Here is a 19,477-nt window from a genome sequence, read left to right on the forward strand (position 1 = left end):
GACCCTGCGGCTTTCTTGTTTTATATCGCTGATGTTACTTAATACACTTGAGCATATAGCCGATGATTGGATCGCTGGTATCCTTCATCGCCAATGCTTTTGGCAAGTAAGCCGGCTTTTTGAGGATCTCACGGGTGATCAGCTCATCAAGTAGCGGTTTAAATTCAAAACCGGTTTTACCGATGAACATCGACGTCAGATCTTCTTTAGCATAGGCATGCAGTGCATCTTTCAGCCCTTTTAGATATAGGTAGTCTTTAGTAAAGCCACCGCCTCGGTATGCCCGTGCTGTTACAGTGAAAGCTTGGTCGTTACTGATCCCATAATCATGCTTGAGGACATGGAAGGTCTCGTTAAAGCTTTCGCCCTTCACCATCATATCTACCGCAATCACCCGAAGCGCCAGTGTCTTTAGGCGGTGCAGTGGGAAGCTACCTGAGAGGTGCTCACACAGTATCGCCAAGCCTTCCTGCGAGTGGGTGTTACCCGGAAGCCCTAGTTTCAGGACTTTCAATGGCTGCAAATCGGCGTTGGCACTGGTGACCAAGTGCACTCCTAGCTCGTGGTGGATCAGGGCATCAAGATCCTTGCGGTTGAATTTCGCCGCTTGGTTTACCTTGATTGTTCGTCCACTGACCATGGCTCTAGCAATCAACTGTTTGGAGCCTGCGACTTTACACTTCACCCCATACTCTTCAGCAGCTAGTTTGAACGCCTGAATCGCTTCCTGGGCGGTGATCGTCTCTTCTTCTGGCTCGCTGTACTCACAAGCGTGCAAGATGAAGTTGGCATTGGCGATATCGTTTTGATCCGGCTGGCCATAGTAACGCAGCGAGTTATACAAAAATTCCTCACTGCCGATACTGGTCAGCAAGTCGATACGCACCGCTAGCTGGTCGATCACTTTGCGATACATTGACTGGATATCCGCATCACGGATATCTTCTACCGGCAAGCGGTATAGCTGCTCGCGGAACTTGAATGGGTCTAGATCCAGCTGACGGTAAGTAAAGTCAGGCTGGTAATCATAAGGACGATGCAAGAACCGACGCTTCTCCTGCTTGATATTCAGCGGGTTGATATAGCTGAGCGTATTTACCCCGCGCGCAATCGAAAACAACTGGCGGTCAAGCTTGAGCACTTCGCGTGGCAACTTGGATGCCAACACATGGCTGCTGGTCAGCTTCTTGACCTTGGTCCGGCGCAGAATAGTCTCAGCGGCGTGCTCGGTCAGTACGTTTTTCATCTCGGCACGCAACTTCTCGAGAACTAACGGGAAGCTTTCACCGCGTGCCTCGTCCATGAAGACCTTCTTCACTTCCAACGGCATGATCAGCGTATTGGCAAAATTAGCTTTCACAAAGCTGGCTTGGTAACCCATGCCTTGGAACACATCATTCACTTCTGCAGTAACACCGATATTAGGTAATTCGATGTTGCGCAGTTTGCCAACCAGGCTGTCAATCTCCCTGCGCCAGCGACGGGTGTTGACCTGTCGTGTGCCAATGTTGAATACCGGCACATCGCGATCAATGCGCTGGTAGTTGTACGAATGGACGTCATACAGCAGGCAAAGGCCGAACTTACTTTCTAGCGAGTCAATCAAGCACGCCAGAATTCGGTAGTAGCAACTGTGCTTGGCCAGCGAAACAGCCCGCTCCTCATCTGACAGCGGTGTCTGCCAAACCGGCTTGCCCCAAGCTTCATCGTAGATGCAGTTTTCAGGCGCTCGGTTCAAGTCATACTCGTAGCGTGAATCTTCACCCTGCAGCACGATCGGCAGCGAGGAAATGAAATCACCGGTGAACGGGTCTTCCTCGAAATAGCGCTCTTCTTCTGTGAGCAAACAGTTTGGCATCAGGTCACCGCGAAGGCGGTGACCATGATGGATAGCTGTGGCGACATAAGGCTGATATTCGCTGATGCGAATGGTCAAGCTACCATCGTTAAGCTGCGCTTCAAACGGAACATGCTGCTGGATCCTTTCCAGAATTTCCGCTTCAGAAAGTTGTAGCATCGGCAATCACCTGACGAAATTCATTTTTACGAGCAATGCTGACTTCTTTTGCTTTAACCACGGTTTCAGCAAAATCAATAACTTGAGCCTGCAATTTAGTACGGTTCAAACGGTTGATACGGGTGATGCCGCCAGGGCTCAACACGTTAACTTCAACCAGTTTGCCGTTGATCACATCTAAACCAACGAAGTAAAGGCCATCACGAACCAGTTTAGGGCCGATGTGCTTACACAGACGCAGCTCCTGCTTGGTCAGGGTATGCTTCACTTCCTTACCGCCAGCATGGATATTCGAGCGCACATCGCCTTGGGCTGGCACTCGGCGCATTGCTCCGATAGGCTCACCGTTCAGCATCATAATGCGCACATCGCCTTCTTCAGCCCCTTCGATGTAGTCCTGAAGAATGACGTAGTTCTTGTCGTCGCCGATGTAGAAATCCAATAGGGACTTCACGCTCGACTTGGCGCTTTTCTCAACCAAGATCACTCCTTTACCGCCGTAACCGTTCAGAGGTTTAAGGATCATGCGATCGTTTTGGTTTTCCTCCAGAACACGCTCTAGGTAGTCACGGTTCTTCGATACATGGGTTACCGGAATGAACTCATTGTTCGGATCCGGTAGCGATGTGGTGTAAAGCTTATTGTTTGCCACACGCAGGCCATCGATATCGTTCATGATAAAAGTATGATCACGAACCGAATCAAGGAAGTTCAGTGCCATGGTGTCCAACGGCGGGTTGGCGCGCATGAAAATCACATCAAAACCTGCCAACGGTAACTGGGCTTTGCGGAACTCTGCTTTGCGATAGAAGCTCGGGATATTGTTAGATACCTCGGTCTGTTTCAGCACCTGGCAGAATGCAATCGCCGTACTGTGTCGCATAGTTAGATTATTCGGTGTTGTAATGGCTACCGTGTGACCGCGTGAGGCAGCCTCGTGGATCAGACGCAGTGTTGAGTCGTTTTCTGGCTCAACTTTGTCCCACGGATACATAACAAAACAAATTTTCATAGCAGTCGCCTAATTACTGTCATCGTTGACAGGGGTAAAAAGAAGTAAGCCATCGCACAAAGGTGGATGGCTTATTCGATAATGAGTAATGTAATGAGTAAATGTGCTTTACTCAGTTTAGATGTCTAGGTCGGTATCGACATCGTCATCTTCATAGTCGTTGTTGTTTTGCTTTCTTTGCGAAACACACAACGTGTAACTACGTACTTTATTAGTGGTTTTGTTCACGTATTTAGACCAGCATTTTGCATAGCTGGTATGAATTTCTTTGCTGCCGCTGATTTCGGCTAGAAATTCTTGTTCATTCTCCGTTTCCGGAAATAATGAACCATCAGCGAGGCCACGCATGGTGCGGCCGAAGTTCTCTAATAGTTGCGCTTCGCCAATGGTGAAAACACCTGAGCGGTTGAAACCTCGTGGGAAATTTTTATCGTCGTAAAATTTGCCTACACTTCTCATTGAATATGCTTCCAAACGTGATTTGCGCAGATATTCTTTCAGGTTGTTGATCTTGTAAATCAAAAGTTTTTCGTCGTAACGATAAAAATATTTGATTAAGATGAAATGGCATCCAGATGTATTATGCTCCTTTTAACCCTTAATCTTCGTCGTCGAGGACGCTAGTGGATACAGAACTACTCAGAACCTTTCTTGAAGTGACCAAAACACGTCATTTTGGTCGTGCGGCAGACAACTTGTTTCTAACCCAGTCTGCGGTGAGCTTTCGTATTCGCCAACTTGAAACCCAATTGGGGAATGACTTGTTTTCGCGCCAACGTGGCAATGTACACCTCACTGCTGCCGGGGAGCGCCTACAGCCTTATGCCGAGGCAATATTGCAAACTTGGGGTAGGGCAAGACAGGATGTGGCATTGACGGAGTCGCTCAATCAACAGGTGACGATTGGTGCTTCTTCATTATTCTGGGAATTCGATGGTATTTCAGATTGGGTAAGCCGCATTTACCAGCATGTCGAAGGCCTGGCTTTGCGTTTGGAGTCGATCCCTCGCCAGAGTCTGGCGAAACAGTTGTTGGATAAGAGTGTGGATGTGGCCATTACCTCAGAGCCACCCAAAATTGAAAACCTGCAGGTAACCAAGGTCCGTGATTACCAGTTGCAGCTAGTTACCAAAGATAAAGACTGCACCATGGAGCAGCTCAAGTCTCTGCCGTTGGTGTATTTGGACTGGGGTACCCGTTTCTCGGTGGAACACAGCCGAATTGTGGAGCTTCAGAAGACGCCAATCATGCATACCCATTCCAGCAAGATGGCTTTGGAGTTTTTGATAAACAACAAAGGTGTCGGCTTCTTGCCTTCGCCGGTTGTCGCGGCCAGTGTGCAGGAAGGTTTACTGTTTCCGGTCGAGGGTGCCCCAGTGATGGAGCAGTCGTTGTATTTGGTGTGGCGGGAAGATACCGAAAAAGCCGAGATGCTAGAGTCGATGCTGGCGGTACCTTTCAATCAAATTATTGAAAGTGTGTAGCGTAAATCAGATTAAAAAGAACAATCAGATTCTCTTATCGATATCAGTGAAATTACTTGTTGTACATAAAATGCGTTGATCTCCTATTCTCTCGCTATCCCCTCTAGGCAGTAGGGGGATAGCGATACGAGAATGTAGATGTATATCACAAACAGCATTATGGGATTAATGACCTTGATACTATTTGTGGCCGGTCCGCTGGTGTTTAGTATTTTTGTCATAATCCAAAGTTACACTTCGATCAGGTTTGGTAGTGATATTTTGCTGTTGGCATGTATCGTCGCCAGCGTTCAATTAATCTGTATTTGTTACTTACTCTGGAATGGTTTCAGGAAACAATCATGGCTAAGTTAGATCAAAAATTCTCTAAAGGGTCTAAGTCAAAACACAAGTTCGATTTTGAAGATGATTTTCAAGATTTCGATCAATCCTCAAAGAAGAAGAAGCGCCGAACCGCACGCCAGCGCGACGCTTTCCCGGAGTATGACGACAGCTATTGATCCTATAAATTGATTCCATAACTCAATTCAACGATTGAAGTAACGATAAAGGGTGCCTAGTGGCACCCTTTGTGGTTTTTAGCGCCAGTGGTTTACGCTTAAAGACAGAACCCTTCCTGTAATGAGGTTTGCACTATGTCTAAAAACCCTATGTCGATGGAAAATGTACAAAAGCTGGTTGGTGAGCAAGTTAAGGTCTTTGATCAGTCTGGCCATGAGGCAGAATTTACGGTCAGTCAAGTGACCCAGCAGCCTCGCCATGGCTTTGATGACCTTGGTCGGTTTATCGAGCACTTCGTGATCACTTTCCAAGGGGATGGCAGCACCCATTTCCCTGACGGCCATTACCATTTCAAGCACCCCAAGCTTGGCGAAGTTGAGCTGCATGTGATCCACAAGCACGACCATGATTATGAAGTACTGGTTGAAACGGAGTTGGTTATTGGCCAGTTTAGTTGATGTATCTTGATCAATATTTCTTGTTGCAAATCATGTATACTGACGCCAGTTTGAATTCAAATACTGCAAGACAAGAGTGAAATGATGCTAGACAATCTTTCTATCCCAGAAGACATCAATAAAGAGCCTGAGTTGGCGATTCCTTCGATTGACGAGCAAAAGCGCATTGTTGAAGAACTAAAGCGCCTAGAAGAAGCCGGCGAGCTAACACCTGAACTTCTAGAAGAGTTTATGACAGGTAAGCGTACTGCTCCCGAAGGCGAATAAATTAATAACTAAGTGCAAATGTGTATTTTGCAGCTTGATTTTAGAGCCTAAACGAACGGCACCATGAGTTATCCTGGTGCCGTTTTTTTTGGCTTCCATTTTGGTATGAATTTAATTTATTCATTATGTTGCCTCAGTTCTATTGATGAACTATGTGAATATAATCACCCGCATTCCTCGTTGGCTAAATGCCTAGGCACTTGTCTAATACTTAAGAATTATTTTGTGGTAATTATATGTTCTTGATAAACACAACTCTAATCATAAACCTATAAATTGTAATGGTTTATTCCATGCTTGATTTTTAATCTAGAAAAAATAGTTTAACTTTTTTGTTTTGATTCTCATAATTTAACTATACTTAATTGTACACAAAAGGAGGCATTACAATATCATCAGTTGTAATTGTTCATTTATTAGGAGTGCAATGAATGATTGAAGAAATTCAGTTCTACGAACCCCATGAAGACTATGGATTTTTATCAAACTTTTCCCACAGCCCCATTCATTTAAGTGATGTTACCTGGCCTACCAGCGAACATTATTATCAGGCTCAGAAATTTACCAACTCAACAATTGTCCAAGAGATATTAAATGCCCCAACGCCAGATGAAGCTTTTCAATTAAGCCGAAAATATGCCCATCTGGTGAAGTCAGATTGGATGGATGTCCGTCATTCTGTCATGCGTTATATCGTGTTTGAAAAATTTCGCCAAAATCCATATTTTACTCACCTCTTGGTGAGTACGGGTGAGAAACTGCTGACTGAGCACTCCCACAAAGACAGTTATTGGGGTGATGGCGGAGATGGCCGAGGGCAGAACGAGCTGGGTAAGATACTGATGGAAGTGAGGGATTACTTCGCTGAGCAAGAGCCGTTTAACCACGTCCACTATGTCGACAGTGCTAAACTTCCCACCCAGTGGGGGACCTTCCAAATGTACGGCTTTGTTGAGCGGGCGACAGGTAAAGAGCACCTTGCCCTTGTTTATGGCGAACTTAAACAAGGTGAGCCGCCACTCATTCGTCTTCATTCAGAGTGCTTAACTGGCGATGCTCTTTTCAGTGCTCGTTGTGATTGTGGATTTCAATTATCAAGAGCAATGGAAAATATCGTTAATGCCGGCAGTGGGGTATTGTTCTATTTACGCCAAGAAGGACGTGGTATTGGATTGATCAATAAAATTCGTGCCTATCATTTGCAAGATAATGGTGCCGATACGGTAGAAGCCAATGAAGCACTTGGATTTGCTGCTGACATGAGAAATTATGAATTTTGTAAAGGGATGCTGAGCTTTTTGAATATTGAGTCGGTCAAATTGATGACAAATAATCCACGAAAAGTAAAAGCACTTAAAACCGCTGGTATTAATGTGGTTGAGCGAGTTGCTCTGCAGGAAGGAAATAACCCTCATAATAGTGGTTACTTGAAAACTAAAGCCAGTAAACTAGGACATATGTTTGACTCATCATTTATTAAATGATTTTAATAATAACTGAATTCAACAAAGAACAAGGCCACTACTAAGTGGCCTTCTTTATTTGATTAATTGCTGATTAAAGGTATTTATCAACAATGCTGTCAATTTTACCTGTTGATTTTAATGTGGCCAAACGCTGATTGATGAACTCCTGAAGTGCAGGGTCCATATTCGGATCAAAGGCTAAATAAATCGGATAGTCAGGAATAACCGTATTGAACGATTGTATATTGAAATTGCTCTGATCTTTTTCTTGTTTGCCCAGGTTGTATTTGACTCGCGATTCCATCTCGACAAAGGCAGTGTCACCAGGTAACTTCTTGATGACTCTAAAAGCGGCACTGTAATCTTTTACACGTAGTTCTTCCACATCACCTTTTTCAATGTAAGGTTCGAGCTGGGGGTAATCGAAGCCATGTAATAACACGACGACTTTGTCTTGTAGGTCTTGCATCGTATTGAAATTAAATGGCGCGCCAGTACTGCTCAAAAGGACATGATGGACATTATAGATTGGGTTATCTGATAAATTAGCGGCCTGTACGCCTCCCCAGTTAGGGCTACCGTATGTTATCCAGTTTGCTTCACCGCCAGCTTCAAGCATAGTGATCATGCGGTTGAATGGATAGGTATGATATTGGATATTATATTGACTCTGTTCGAATACGGCTTTGACGATATCTGTCACGATACCTTGGTGGCTGTTACCTTCTTCAATTTGGAAAGGTTCGGCTTGTTTAGCGATGACATAATAATTGACGGTTTCAGCCTGAGTATTGACGGCATAAAGTGGGAGACTCAACATAACCCCTAATGAAAATAGTGTTTTTTTATTCATTTTTGGTCCTTGTCTTAATAATCCTTTCTGAAGGTCTATTATTAGGTTAGTAGAGTAATTGGAAGATGCGAGTTTAAGGATGAAGGAAGTGACAAGGCCGTTTAAAAAATATCGTCAGTTTGGCATAGCCAAGCAATTACTGTTTTCGATCATCTTGCTGAGCTCACTATTTACACTACTGTCAACAACGTTGAGTTTATACCTGGAGTACAAAGGCGAGCTGAAAGATATAGAAAGCCGTTTTACCCAAATTCAAGATAGTTATCAGTCCAGCTTAACGTCTAGTTTATGGGTTGAAGATAGAGAATTATTAATGACACAGGCTGAAGGGGTACTCAGTCTCCCCTCTATTTCCTATGTCAAAATTTTCGATGATAGCCAGGTTATCCTAGAGTTGGGGGAAGCACTGAATGAAGGCACACTGGAGAAGCAGTGGCAATTATCTCATCAGGCACTGAAGAAAGAGTTTGTCCTCGGTACCTTAATGGTTCAGTCAGATCTACAACCTGTTTATCAAAGCCTTTATGACACCTTCTTACTATTGCTGTTTGGTCATAGTCTGCAAATCTTCTTTATCTCTATTTGCATCATGCTTATCGCTTATCATTTAGTTGTTAAACCGTTGACCAAGATGTCTGTGGCTGTTACCAAGTTTGATGAGCAAAACGTTCCCTTGCCTGTCATGCTTCCTAAAAGGTGGTTTGATGATGAGGTTACTACCCTAGCGGCGCAATATAACCGTTCGGCAGGCTATATTCGTCAGCACTATCTCGAGCTTGAAGAGGCAAGAGAATCCGCAGAGCAGGCTAACTTAAAGAAAAGTGAGTTCCTGGCCAATATGAGCCATGAGATCCGTACCCCAATGAACGGCATTATCGGCTTATCGGGGCTTATGCGTGAGATGGAGATGCCTGCCGACCAAAAAGAATATATCAATATGCTTCATACCTCGTCACTGTCACTGCTTGATCTGATCAACGACATCCTAGACTTTTCCAAAATAGAGGCGGGCCAATTCGAGCTGGAATCAGTGCCTCTTAACTTGTTTGAAGTGAACAAGGAAGTTGAATCTCTGTTCATGATAAAGGCGGCAGAAAAGGGCCTTAAGTTCTCATGCTTTGTAGAGAAAACGATCAGTCCAATGTTAATGGGTGATGGCGCTAAATTAAGGCAAATTCTCAATAACTTAGTGAGCAACGCTATTAAGTTTACTGACAAGGGACAAGTTAACCTGTCGGTAGAACACTTAGGGAGCACGGAAGAACTCGCCAAAGTTAAGTTCTCGATTATTGATACGGGTATTGGTGTTGCTAAGGACAAGCAAGCAGCCATTTTTGAAAAGTTTCAACAGGCTGACGGAAGTACAACTCGACAGTATGGCGGTACCGGACTGGGCTTAGCAATTTGTCGTGAGATGGTCAAATTGATGGGCGGCGAAATTATCGTCGATAGTGAGCCGGGTAAAGGAAGCACATTTTCGTTTGTCATCGAGTTACCTAAAGAGAAAACCAATATCCCTGTGGAAGAGCGTTCAGCGCTTGAAGGGCTGAACATCCTGCTGGTTGATGACAGCATGTTGAATATGCGTATTACCACGGTCCAGCTTGAGGCGTTTGGTGCCAAGGCGGTGAGTTGCCTAGACCCGAATATGGCGATTCCGATGGCAGAAAAAGCGGTGACACAAGATCAAGCCTTTGATGTGGTGATCCTTGATAAATATATGCCAATACTGGATGGTTTTGAGCTTGCTGAGCAGCTTCAGCAACATTTTGGTGCCAACTGCCCACATTTGATGATGATTTCAGCTGCTCCTGAAATGAATGATGAAGAGAAGGCTGCAATGATAGGGATACAATCTTTCCTAACCCGCCCTTATAAAGATGCTCACCTGAAGTGGGCAATCTTGAAGTTGGTCGCCAAATCTATTGATTCTGATAGTGATGAGCAGGTATTAGATTCAGAGTCATCAACGGCCAGTGCTGTTGATGGTATCTTGGTGCAGGAGCAATCTGCTAAGAAGCTAGCTCCCTCATTACCAGAAAAACCAGAGACTGATATCAAGGTGGCTGTGAAGAAAAAAATTGAAGGTTCAGAGAAAAAAGAAACACAAGAGAGTGAAAATACAGAGTCGGAGCCAGCTGTAAAAGTATTGGTGGTTGAAGATACTTTGATTAATCAAAAAGTGGCGAAAATGATGCTTGAGAAAGCAGGTGCCGTGGTTGAGATTGTCGAAAATGGTGAACTTGCTGTGGCTATCTATCAAGAAAAGCGCTTTGATGTGATCTTTATGGATTGCCAAATGCCTGTGATGGATGGATTTGAGGCAACCCGCCAGATAAGAGAGATTGAAAAACAAACCGGTCGCTTTACTCCGATCATTGCCCTTACGGCCAATGTGGTAAAAGAGGAGAAAGATAAATGCTTTGCGGCGGGGATGAATGACTTCGTATCTAAGCCGGTAAATTTACAGATATTGAAACAGAAATTAGAGCAGCATGCACCTCTTACAGAATCTCCCGTCTCTTGATGGCACTTTTCAAGTCACGTTAAATCTCAAACAGCGCCATGTAAGGCGCTGTTTGATTTTGAATATGTGCTTTTAGCTCAGGGACCAATCGTCTGTCGGCAATGAGATTGGCTGGTTATATAGTGTGATGACAATAGTCAGGGTGTTGTTCAGCGTATCTTCGGAAATGTCATCGATGACGTAAAAATCGCTACTGTTATTCTTTAAAGTGTTATTCACCAGCATCTGTAGGCTGTCGTTAATGTCGCCATCAATCACCAGTGTTTCAACATGATTGAGTTGTATATTGGGAACTTCAATCGGTACAAGCAGCTCAGGGGAGGCGTAAGAAAAAGTGGATGCTGTCAGTAATGCAATAGCTGCGATAGTGCGCGAAATCATGGGTATATAGTGGGTTGTCAGTCAGTAGATGTACTTTGACATGTCGACTGTGATGAAATGTCAGCGCAAGGTAAAAAGAGTAGAAAATGCGCCTTTGGCTAACAGCAAAGGCGCTGGTGGCTAAAAGTATATTAAAACACCGTTCAAAAACATCTATTCAATGAAAGTAAATTTCTAATTGGTGTGATTTTAATCACTGAGTTTATTGGAACTATTGTTTGTATTTTCATCATAGTTGCCAAAATCATAGCAATATCCTATTGATGGTTCTCATAGAGCTTATCTAGCGCAATCGACAGCCCGTTCTCAGTGACTATCCGGATATGGGATTTGTTTAGCTGCCTGGCATTGGTTACGCCACATGAATGGGCGATTACCCCAAGCCCGTAATGGATGTACTTATTGTAATTGGCGACCCGTTGGGTTTTATCTCCAACGTCAAGCCCCTGCTGTAGCCGCTTGTTGTGTGTAGTGATCCCGGTAGGGCAGGTGTTTTTGTTACACTGTAAAGCTTGGATACAACCTAAAGCAAACATATGTCCGCGGGCAGAGACGACAAAGTCAGCCCCGAGGGCAATGGCCCAAGCAACCTTAGAGGGTGTGATTAGCTTGCCCGATGCAATCACTTTTATTCGGCCTTTTAGCTGATGTTTCTCTAATCTGGCTACCACAAGAGGCAAGCTCTCCTTGAGAGGTAAACCCACATAGTCAATAAGTGGCTGTGGGGCGGCCCCCGTACCACCATCAGCACTATCGATGGTAATAAAATCCGGTGCGCTGGCTTTACCGCGCTTTTCTATCTCATCTAATAGTTCATCGAACCAGTTAAGTGAGCCGATCACGGATTTGAACCCTACGGGTTTACCTGTTGTTTCTCTGATGAAGTCAATCATATCAAGTAAATCACCGACACTGCGGATATCGATATGGCCATTGGGGCTGATGGAGTCTTTGCCTTCGGGGATTCCGCGAATTTGGGCGATTTCTGCAGTCACTTTTCCACCGGGTAAGATCCCGCCTTTACCGGGTTTCGCGCCCTGACTCATTTTGATTTCAAACATTTTGACTTCAGGGTGTGCCGCTACTTCTTCAAGCTTTTCTTTGCTGAGGTGACCTTCGGCATTTCTGACCCCATATTTTGCCGTGCCGACTTGGAAAACAATGTCGGCACCGCCTTCGAGGTGATAGGGGCTCAGGCCGCCTTCACCGGTATTCATCCAGCAGCCGGCAATTTTGGCTCCGTGCGAGAGGGCCTGTACTGCTGGTTTGGAAATAGCGCCGTAACTCATCCCTGAAATGTTAAAAATGGAAGATGTGGTATACGGGGTCCGGCAGTCAGGGCCAATGGTAATAGGGGCAGGGGCGACAGCGTCTTCTTCTAACGTCGGAAAAGCACAGTTCATGAACATGATGGTGCCTGTAGGCTCAAGGCTACGGGTTGAGCCAAAAGCCAGGGTGCGGTCTACGTTTTTGGCCGCTTTGTAAACCCAGCTTCTCTCGGCTCTGTTAAAGGGCATCTCTTCGCGATCCATAGCGAAAAAATACTGGCGAAAGAATTCACCCTGTTTTTCGAATAAATATCGGAAGCGGCCAATAACAGGATAGTTGTGCCTGATGGCGTGCTTGTGCTGGCGGATATCGGTTATATACATGTAGATCACCGCCAAGACGGTCAACCCGATACAGATGATAAATAGTCCGGAAAGGAAGTTAATGCCGAAGATCAATGAGTCGCCCATAGTGCCTCCCAGTAATAATGGCTAGATCTAAAGCTAGCTTATACAGGAGTATAGAACGCTCAAACTTCGATATATTTCATGGTAGGGCGACACTTATCAGCACAATAGCCCTAAAGAGTGATGAAACCAAGCCAGGCCAAGGAGGCCTAGCTTGGTAATATGGCTAGGCTACTTGAATGCTCTTTTTCTTTTCTGCACCACGAAGCATGGCATGGATCAGTTCATTGGCTTCAAACTTGGTCAGGGCTTCATGGGCACCGACCTGGTGGGCTTGGGAGACACTGATCTCACTTGAAAGGGAAGTGTGCAAAATAATATAAGCATGTGACAGTTGCTGAGTATTCTGGACTTCAAAGGCAAGCTCGTAGCCGTCTAAGCCCGGCATCTCGATATCACTGACGAGGATATCAAACGGTGCCCCAGCTCCGGAGGCATGCTTGAGCATATCAAGAGCATCATGACCGTTGGTCGCAATAAAATAAGGAATAGAAATACTGTCTAACGCTTGCGAAAGCTGACGGCGAGCGACAGCTGAATCATCAACCAACAGTATTTTCAGCGGACGCAATACCTCGCGTTCTACGTCAGTCAGAATCGGGTGCAGGCTATCAGGGCTATCCGGGAAGACTTTTGATAGCAACAACTCAACATCCAGCAGCTGCACGAGCTTGTTATCGACGTTAGTGACACCTGTGACAAAGACATTTTTACCCAGAGAGCTAGGTGGCGCATCGATATTATGCCAGTTACATTCGGTGATACGATCGATACCGCGGACGAGGAAGCCAACCAACATCCGGCGGCAGTCAGTAATAATGATATAGCTATTTTTTAGCTCATCTTTGGTTAGAGGTGGATACCCAACGGCTTTTGCCATATCGATAACTGGCAGCGTATCTCCACGCAGGCTTGCTGCACCTAGCACGGTAGGGTGTGAATGCGGAATAGCTGTCAGGGGCGTGTACGGCACAATTTCTTTGACCTTTAATGTGCCAATGGCAAAAGATTGTTGGTGGGTCAGTTTAAATAACAGCATTCCCTGAGATTGATTTGTTGCTGCTTTAATCATTGGCCAATCCCTTTTTGATATTCTAGGTTACACGTCAAAGCGATACTTGAGGTGCTGTGGATTTCTATTTTGCCTATATCTTAGCGGCTTATCAGGAAGATGGAACAAAAGTACAGAGATATTTAGGTGTACATTGATCTTTCTCCACTTTGAGAAGCATTAAAGGTCTGGTAAAGAATCAGTTGAGTCTGTGGTGGTTAAAATTTGAACGCCTGTCGCCGTTTTTAGTTCACCTTACATTTCCCTTTCAAATTGATTTGAAATGACATTAAAAATGCCATTCTTCTACAACGATAATTATGCGAACTCCAAAAAGCTCGCTAACACTTAATGGGACTTTTTTGAGGGCGTAAAAAATGTGCCTTCATTCTTTACATTCAATAACCATTACGTGGAGATCAAAATGCAAAAGGGATTACACCTGAGTAAGTTGGCAGGCGCTATGGCTGCCGTGCTGATGGTTGGCAGTGCCGCAATCGTTCATGCTGCACCTACCCATGACAAGAATGTCATTGGTTATATTACTCAGTGGGAAGCATGGAAAGGGACGAATGCTGGGTTCAGTGTAAAAGGCGAAGCCACACACTTGAACGTCAATATGGATATTTACTCGATCTTAAATTTTTCTTTCTTTGGCGTAGCAAAAGACGGGTCGCTTCACAGTGGCGACTTGCGCAATAAAAATATCTACCAACCGACAGCGGTACAAGAACCCGGACCGCTACTTCATCCGGATGTTTACTCAAGCTGGGACTTCCATATTTTGTGGGGCGAATTAGAGTATATTCACCAGTATCCGGGCAATGAGGCATGGGAAGCGGATGCTTTGCGCAAGGTTCAGGAGCAAGGTTTCGTGAAATCAGGCAACGGCTGGCTTCACACTCCAACAGGGGTTTCCGGCCAGTTCCCAATCCCATTGAAAAAAGCGGGCGGCGCACCGGGCCTGATCGATCTTGCCCATCAGAAGGGAGTCAAAGTAATGGCTTCGCTGGGGGGGTGGAGTATGTCCAAACACTTCCCCGAAATGGCTTCCGATCCGGTGAAAAAAGCCCGATTCCTGGAAGACGTCGATAAGCTGATGGCACTTGGTTTTGATGGTATCGATATAGACTGGGAATACCCAGGTACAGGGGGGATGAACTTCGAAGGAAACCCAGAAGATTACGGTAACTTCGAGCTATTAATGGAAGATATCCGCGAGCGTATTGGACCTACTAAATTGCTAACCGCTGCATTTTCTGCTTCTACAGCCAAGCTGGAGGGGTATAACTGGCCGCGTTTGGTCGCATCTATGGATTACTTCAACATGATGACTTACGACCTCAATGGAGGTTGGTCGAATGTTGCTGGGCACAATGCGCCGCTGTATCCGTATCCTGAAGAGGAGTATGCGGATTTGGATCTAGACCATCTTCGTGCTTGGATGGCTGCCAAAGGGATCCCTTCAGAGAAAATCAACTTTGGTGCCGCTTTCTACGGTCGTGGTGTCCAGACCACTGAGGCAACTGCTTATGTGGGCGCACCAACAGATAAGCGTACCGTTAATTTCAGTGTTGATGGCCCTACGGAATCTGCTGTTGATTTAGATAATTGGAAAGAGTTCGAAGGCCAACCTAATTATAACTACATCATGCAGAGCGCTGGCTGGGAACACATGTGGGATGTCAATGCCGAAGTCCCTTATGCGGTCAAAGGGAAGTATTTCCTCAGTTATGATGATGTGCCGTCTATCGAGAAAAAGGCGCAGTACATTGTTGATAACCAACTGGGCGGGGTCATCGTCTGGCAGGTGCATGGTGATATTAAGTGTGAAGGAACCTTCATTAGTTACGGTGCCAAGCTAAAACAATGTACTAACCTCAGCTCACCACTTGCAGAAGCCATTGATCGCGTCTTTAGTGCTGGTGGCAGCCTAAACACCGCCCCGGTCTTAACGGTACCTACGGCACAGAATGTGGATGCTGGCGCGGTGGTTAGCTTCAACGTTTCAGCAACAGATGCAGAAAGTGACCCGCTTAGCTTTACGGTAACGAATGCGACCGTTGTTGATAACGGCAACGGTAGTGCAACAGTGACTTATCAGGCGCCTAACACGGCGACAGATCTTCAAGACATTGTCGTGGTTAAAGTGTCAGATGGCCGTACATCAACATCTGATTCAATTGTAGTGAATGTGAAGGGCAGTGGTGGTGTAGGGAATACCGCACCGGTACTAACCGCACCTATTAACGCAACAGTAAATAGTGGGCAAAGTGTAGTGATCAGTGTATCTGCGGAAGATGCTGACGGTGATCTACTTACCTATAGCGCCTCAGAAGGCACGGTAACGAAAACTGCAACGGGTGCGGATATCACTTTTGTTGCGCCAAGCGTAACTGTCGATACGGTGATTGACTTAGTTGTTACCGTAAGCGATGGAGTTGCTAGTGAGACAGCCACTATTCCCGTCACCGTGTTGGCGGATACCACAGGTGGAGTGACAACTTGGGAGCCGAGCCAAGTGTATAATACCGGTGACACTGTCATGTTCGATGGCGTGAAGTACACTGCCAAATGGTGGACAAAGGGTGAACAGCCAGGCTCAAGCTCGGTCTGGGAAGTCTTCGATGATGGCAGTGTGGGCGAGTGGAGTGCTAGCAAAGCATATTCAGGCGGTGCTGAAGTGACTTTCAACGGCCAAAATTATCGTGCCAAGTGGTGGACGAAAGGTGATCAGCCGGGTAATGCGGGGGGGCCATGGGAGCTCGTATAGGTCTTCAGCCTTCCTAGTTGAATATCACTAGGACCTATAAACACTAACCGCGATAAAGGCCCGACTAGTTCGGGCCTTTTGTTGCCTGCAGGACAAGTCATCGCATCACCACTATAGTTAAGGAGGTGAAAGGGCGTTTGTTAGAAGGTAGACGGATATGGAATTACGTAATAAATCTGGCGATATTGCTAAGCTGGCTGACAATCTGACATTAAAAGAAGTCGTAGATATGGGCTTCACATTGGACATTTGTGATGAAGCATATGATCCAAATGAACACTGGAAAGTTACTGGTGATACGGCGAAAGACAAAGCCGGCGAATACCCATCTAAATGATAAAGTACAAATAGCGAAGAAAAGCCAGCTTGTCGCTGGCTTTTTTCATTTGTGGTGTGGAAATAGGTCCACTTGCTTTATGCGACCTCTTCGGCAGGGATCAGCTCGCCTCCAGTCTCTTCGGCTGAGTCAGAAACTTTGTCAATGAGCAGGGCAATAACACCGTCTCCGGTAACGTTACAGGCTGTACCAAAGCTATCTTGGGCTAGGTGAAGGACGATTTGTAGGGCAATCATCTCCTCGGTAAACCCAAGCATTGAGCCAAGCAGACCGGCTGATGCCATCACTGCACCGCCCGGTGCACCCGGTGCAGCAACCATAGTGATACCCAACATAGCAAGGAATGGCAGGGCTTCCAGCAGGCTAGGCACAGGTCCGGCACCGGTCATGATAATGACGGCAACCGCCACGCTGGCAATACTGATCACTGAACCCGACATATGGATATTGGCACAAAGCGGTACAACAAAGTTGGCGATGGAGTTGGATACCCCGTTGCGTTTAGTTTGCTGCAGGGTAACCGGTACTGTTGCAGCAGAGGACATGGTGCCAACAGCGGTGAAATAGGCCGGTAGCATGGTACGAAGGATTTTCAGTGGTGAGCGTTGCAGGGCGACACCAGTAGTAACGAACTGGAAACTTAGCCAGAACCAGTGCATGGCGACAACAGCAAGCAATACTAAACTGAAAGTCTGTAGGGTTGCGAATACTGTCCCTTTGACCGTCATGTCAGCGAACACGCCTGCAATATAGAATGGTAACGACGGGATCATTACCTTGTTAAGGAACAGTTCGATGATGTCACGGCCTTGGTCACTGATTTTCTTCAGGTTGTCTGCACCGGTGTTTGAAATTCCCAAGCCGAAAATGAAAGCGACGGTCAATGCGGTCATGATATTCATGATCGGTGGGATCTGAAGCTCTAAGAATGGGGTTAGAACGGTTTCGGCTTCAGGAAGTTGGCCGGCTCCGCTGAGCAGTGCTGGGAAAAGACTCTTCGCCACCAAGAAGGCAAGGATACCTGCTCCTAACGTTGATAAATAAGCTAATCCAACGGTTTTGCTCAGCAGTTTACCGGAGTTTTTCGGGAGGCTAGCAATACCACTGGTGACATAGAAGAGGATAAGGAGAGGGATGGTAAATTTAATTAACTGGCTAACTAAGTATTTAGCTGTAATTAGGGCTTGAACAATAACTTCAGGGGCAAACATGCCCATGAGAATACCAGCGAATATTCCACACAATAACTTAATAATTAAGTTCATTTTGTTGACCTTTTATTTATTAGGATACAGAGTTCATATAATGGTTAGTAGGTTTGTTAAACTTATTGGTTGAATAATTAATAATTAGAATAAATTTTAAACTATCTCATTTTATATGTTTGTTAAAATAATAAATGAGTCAGTGTTATTAATGTTACAACTGGATGGTATGATTATTCTCAAGGCTTGTGAAATGCAGAAAAAAAAGGCTTGGTTATTAAAATGCATCAGGGTAAATTCACGGGGTGTGATCAAGTTAATAGACATATGTTAATGGCTGATTAATGCTTAGGGTTTTCTGCGGGTGACTTCTCATTATCTTGCTGGTAGCCGAAATTTTTGTTGGGTTGTTAGGGGATGACGATTGCCATAGGTAGATGTTTATTGAGAAAAATAAATGAAAAATATTGAGACAAAATGGCTGCAAGACTTCCTCACTCTTGCGGAGTTAAAAAACTTCTCCCATGCTGCGGCTGTCCGAAATGTTACCCAACCTGCATTCAGTCGCAGGATAAAGTCACTGGAGGCTGAATTAGGCTTGGTGTTAATCGAACGCAGCAAAACGCCGATTGAGCTGACTCTCTGCGGCAAGCAGTTCAAGACAACTGCGCTGTCCATTCTTCAGCAGATAGATGAAGAGGTTAATCGTCTTGCTGGCAGCTCTTTCGACGGCCGGCATACTGTGCGTTTGAGTGCGGCCCATTCTATCTCCATCAGCTTATTGCCCAAGCTGCACTCATGTCTGTTCGACCCTCAATTAAACACCCGTCTATCTGTTGTTGCGAATGAAGTAGATGACGCTGTTGAGCAACTGATAGACGGTAAGTGTGACTTTTTGTTCTCGTTTTATGAAGACAGGTTACAAGTTGCCCCCTATCGATCAATCTATCTTGGCCGCAGTTACCTGTATTGCGTGTCAGCGGTCGATGAGGAAGGGAAAGAGCTGTTCGACTTGGCAAATAATGATGATGTTCCCTGTTTAGACTATACACCGGAAAGTTATATGGGAAGGGCTCTCCATCGCTCTAAAAGCAAGTTGACTAATAACACAGTATGTTCTTCTTCAATGACAGACTTTATTAAGGCCTTAGTCTTACAAGGTAAAGGAATTAGTTGGTTGCCTGATTATGCAATTAAGGATGAATTGGCATCAGGACAGTTGAAAATACTTTCATCGAGAGAGCCAGTGCCTTTAGATTTATATGTTTACCGTTATTATTCGAAATTACATTCCTCCTGTGAAGCAATGTGGAATGAACTAAGCAAGATCTGCCCAATAAAAGAACTAACGGGTGAAAGTCTGTTGGGTAATTAATCGGTTTTTCTGTTGTGACTGATAATTACCACTT

The 19,477-nt window shown here is 45.3% G+C and carries 17 protein-coding genes; 9 read left to right on the top strand and 8 right to left on the bottom strand.

The genetic code is table 11. From position 1 onward, the window contains the following. Positions 1-34 precede the first annotated feature (34 nt). From ACXAD4_RS26050 to ACXAD4_RS26060, 3 genes are all read right to left on the bottom strand, one after another. Positions 35-2,017: a flavohemoglobin expression-modulating QEGLA motif protein gene (locus tag ACXAD4_RS26050; protein ID WP_475244913.1), complete on the bottom strand. Its 1,983-nt coding sequence runs from the start codon at positions 2,015-2,017 to the stop codon at positions 35-37. After that, positions 2,001-3,029 (bottom strand): glutathione synthase, encoded by a 1,029-nt coding sequence (gshB, locus tag ACXAD4_RS26055; RefSeq protein ID WP_107296156.1) that lies wholly within the window; start codon positions 3,027-3,029, stop codon positions 2,001-2,003. Before gshB ends, ACXAD4_RS26050 begins: the two co-directional genes overlap by 17 nt. A 117-nt stretch (positions 3,030-3,146) precedes the next feature. Beyond that, the gene (locus tag ACXAD4_RS26060; protein WP_475244914.1) at positions 3,147-3,488 is read right to left on the bottom strand and encodes a MaoP family protein; all 342 of its coding nucleotides are present in this window, start codon (positions 3,486-3,488) and stop codon (positions 3,147-3,149) included. A 164-nt stretch (positions 3,489-3,652) separates the two neighbouring features. On the opposite strand from ACXAD4_RS26060, the gene hdfR reads away from it, so the two are divergent. From hdfR to ribA, 5 genes are all read left to right on the top strand, one after another. Beyond that, positions 3,653-4,513: an HTH-type transcriptional regulator HdfR gene (gene hdfR / locus ACXAD4_RS26065; protein ID WP_475244915.1), complete on the top strand. Its 861-nt coding sequence runs from the start codon at positions 3,653-3,655 to the stop codon at positions 4,511-4,513. 341 nt (positions 4,514-4,854) lie between these two features. Continuing rightward, positions 4,855-5,013, top strand: a complete 159-nt coding sequence (locus tag ACXAD4_RS26070) for a hypothetical protein (RefSeq protein WP_475244916.1) — start codon at positions 4,855-4,857, stop codon at positions 5,011-5,013. 135 nt (positions 5,014-5,148) lie between these two features. Continuing rightward, on the top strand, positions 5,149-5,472 hold the full coding sequence (locus ACXAD4_RS26075; RefSeq protein WP_317520513.1) for a DUF6916 family protein: 324 nt from the start codon (positions 5,149-5,151) through the stop codon (positions 5,470-5,472). Between the two features lie 84 nt (positions 5,473-5,556). After that, positions 5,557-5,739 (top strand): ATPase, encoded by a 183-nt coding sequence (locus ACXAD4_RS26080; RefSeq protein WP_475245664.1) that lies wholly within the window; start codon positions 5,557-5,559, stop codon positions 5,737-5,739. A 431-nt stretch (positions 5,740-6,170) separates the two neighbouring features. Then, entirely contained in the window at positions 6,171-7,223 is a 1,053-nt protein-coding gene (gene ribA / locus ACXAD4_RS26085; RefSeq protein ID WP_475244917.1) for a GTP cyclohydrolase II, read from the top strand. 73 nt (positions 7,224-7,296) lie between these two features. Here the strand turns inward: ribA and ACXAD4_RS26090 are convergent, their stop codons facing one another. After that, positions 7,297-8,058 (bottom strand): substrate-binding periplasmic protein, encoded by a 762-nt coding sequence (locus ACXAD4_RS26090; protein WP_475244918.1) that lies wholly within the window; start codon positions 8,056-8,058, stop codon positions 7,297-7,299. A 79-nt stretch (positions 8,059-8,137) separates the two neighbouring features. Here ACXAD4_RS26090 and ACXAD4_RS26095 point away from each other — a divergent pair, with 79 nt between their 5' ends. Next, positions 8,138-10,585: a response regulator gene (locus ACXAD4_RS26095; RefSeq protein WP_475244919.1), complete on the top strand. Its 2,448-nt coding sequence runs from the start codon at positions 8,138-8,140 to the stop codon at positions 10,583-10,585. A gap of 72 nt (positions 10,586-10,657) precedes the next feature. On the opposite strand, the gene ACXAD4_RS26100 is transcribed toward ACXAD4_RS26095, so the two are convergent. The 3 genes from ACXAD4_RS26100 to ACXAD4_RS26110 form a co-directional block, all read right to left on the bottom strand. Then, positions 10,658-10,966: a hypothetical protein gene (locus ACXAD4_RS26100; protein ID WP_475244920.1), complete on the bottom strand. Its 309-nt coding sequence runs from the start codon at positions 10,964-10,966 to the stop codon at positions 10,658-10,660. A gap of 257 nt (positions 10,967-11,223) precedes the next feature. Next, positions 11,224-12,705 (bottom strand): FMN-binding glutamate synthase family protein, encoded by a 1,482-nt coding sequence (locus tag ACXAD4_RS26105; RefSeq protein ID WP_475244921.1) that lies wholly within the window; start codon positions 12,703-12,705, stop codon positions 11,224-11,226. Between the two features lie 163 nt (positions 12,706-12,868). Then, the gene (locus ACXAD4_RS26110) at positions 12,869-13,774 is read right to left on the bottom strand and encodes a chemotaxis protein (RefSeq protein WP_475244922.1); all 906 of its coding nucleotides are present in this window, start codon (positions 13,772-13,774) and stop codon (positions 12,869-12,871) included. 403 nt (positions 13,775-14,177) lie between these two features. Here ACXAD4_RS26110 and ACXAD4_RS26115 point away from each other — a divergent pair, with 403 nt between their 5' ends. Both ACXAD4_RS26115 and ACXAD4_RS26120 read left to right on the top strand, forming a co-directional pair. Continuing rightward, on the top strand, positions 14,178-16,526 hold the full coding sequence (locus ACXAD4_RS26115; RefSeq protein WP_475244923.1) for a glycosyl hydrolase family 18 protein: 2,349 nt from the start codon (positions 14,178-14,180) through the stop codon (positions 16,524-16,526). Positions 16,527-16,683: 157 nt separating this feature from the next. After that, the gene (locus ACXAD4_RS26120; RefSeq protein ID WP_317520506.1) at positions 16,684-16,863 is read left to right on the top strand and encodes a hypothetical protein; all 180 of its coding nucleotides are present in this window, start codon (positions 16,684-16,686) and stop codon (positions 16,861-16,863) included. Positions 16,864-16,940: 77 nt separating this feature from the next. Here the strand turns inward: ACXAD4_RS26120 and ACXAD4_RS26125 are convergent, their stop codons facing one another. Continuing rightward, complete coding sequence (locus ACXAD4_RS26125; protein WP_475244924.1) at positions 16,941-18,128, bottom strand: dicarboxylate/amino acid:cation symporter; 1,188 nt, start codon at positions 18,126-18,128, stop codon at positions 16,941-16,943. Between the two features lie 397 nt (positions 18,129-18,525). On the opposite strand from ACXAD4_RS26125, the gene ACXAD4_RS26130 reads away from it, so the two are divergent. Beyond that, the gene (locus tag ACXAD4_RS26130) at positions 18,526-19,443 is read left to right on the top strand and encodes a LysR substrate-binding domain-containing protein (RefSeq protein WP_475244925.1); all 918 of its coding nucleotides are present in this window, start codon (positions 18,526-18,528) and stop codon (positions 19,441-19,443) included. Positions 19,444-19,477: the final 34 nt, after the last annotated feature.

Source organism: Photobacterium sp. AWH4_225 (assembly GCF_056158405.1).

What these genes read in the sequence shown, in the direction of transcription:
- ACXAD4_RS26050 (WP_475244913.1), bottom strand. Translation starts at nt 2,017, where the DNA reads ATGCTACAACTTTCTGAAGCGGAAATTCTGGAAAGGATCCAGCAGCAT.
- gshB (WP_107296156.1), bottom strand. Translation starts at nt 3,029, where the DNA reads ATGAAAATTTGTTTTGTTATGTATCCGTGGGACAAAGTTGAGCCAGAA.
- ACXAD4_RS26060 (WP_475244914.1), bottom strand. Translation starts at nt 3,488, where the DNA reads ATGAGAAGTGTAGGCAAATTTTACGACGATAAAAATTTCCCACGAGGT.
- ACXAD4_RS26070 (WP_475244916.1), top strand. Translation starts at nt 4,855, where the DNA reads ATGGCTAAGTTAGATCAAAAATTCTCTAAAGGGTCTAAGTCAAAACAC.
- ACXAD4_RS26075 (WP_317520513.1), top strand. Translation starts at nt 5,149, where the DNA reads ATGTCTAAAAACCCTATGTCGATGGAAAATGTACAAAAGCTGGTTGGT.
- ACXAD4_RS26080 (WP_475245664.1), top strand. Translation starts at nt 5,557, where the DNA reads ATGCTAGACAATCTTTCTATCCCAGAAGACATCAATAAAGAGCCTGAG.
- ribA (WP_475244917.1), top strand. Translation starts at nt 6,171, where the DNA reads ATGATTGAAGAAATTCAGTTCTACGAACCCCATGAAGACTATGGATTT.
- ACXAD4_RS26090 (WP_475244918.1), bottom strand. Translation starts at nt 8,058, where the DNA reads ATGAATAAAAAAACACTATTTTCATTAGGGGTTATGTTGAGTCTCCCA.
- ACXAD4_RS26095 (WP_475244919.1), top strand. Translation starts at nt 8,138, where the DNA reads ATGAAGGAAGTGACAAGGCCGTTTAAAAAATATCGTCAGTTTGGCATA.
- ACXAD4_RS26100 (WP_475244920.1), bottom strand. Translation starts at nt 10,966, where the DNA reads ATGATTTCGCGCACTATCGCAGCTATTGCATTACTGACAGCATCCACT.
- ACXAD4_RS26105 (WP_475244921.1), bottom strand. Translation starts at nt 12,705, where the DNA reads ATGGGCGACTCATTGATCTTCGGCATTAACTTCCTTTCCGGACTATTT.
- ACXAD4_RS26110 (WP_475244922.1), bottom strand. Translation starts at nt 13,774, where the DNA reads ATGATTAAAGCAGCAACAAATCAATCTCAGGGAATGCTGTTATTTAAA.
- ACXAD4_RS26115 (WP_475244923.1), top strand. Translation starts at nt 14,178, where the DNA reads ATGCAAAAGGGATTACACCTGAGTAAGTTGGCAGGCGCTATGGCTGCC.
- ACXAD4_RS26120 (WP_317520506.1), top strand. Translation starts at nt 16,684, where the DNA reads ATGGAATTACGTAATAAATCTGGCGATATTGCTAAGCTGGCTGACAAT.
- ACXAD4_RS26125 (WP_475244924.1), bottom strand. Translation starts at nt 18,128, where the DNA reads ATGAACTTAATTATTAAGTTATTGTGTGGAATATTCGCTGGTATTCTC.
- ACXAD4_RS26130 (WP_475244925.1), top strand. Translation starts at nt 18,526, where the DNA reads ATGAAAAATATTGAGACAAAATGGCTGCAAGACTTCCTCACTCTTGCG.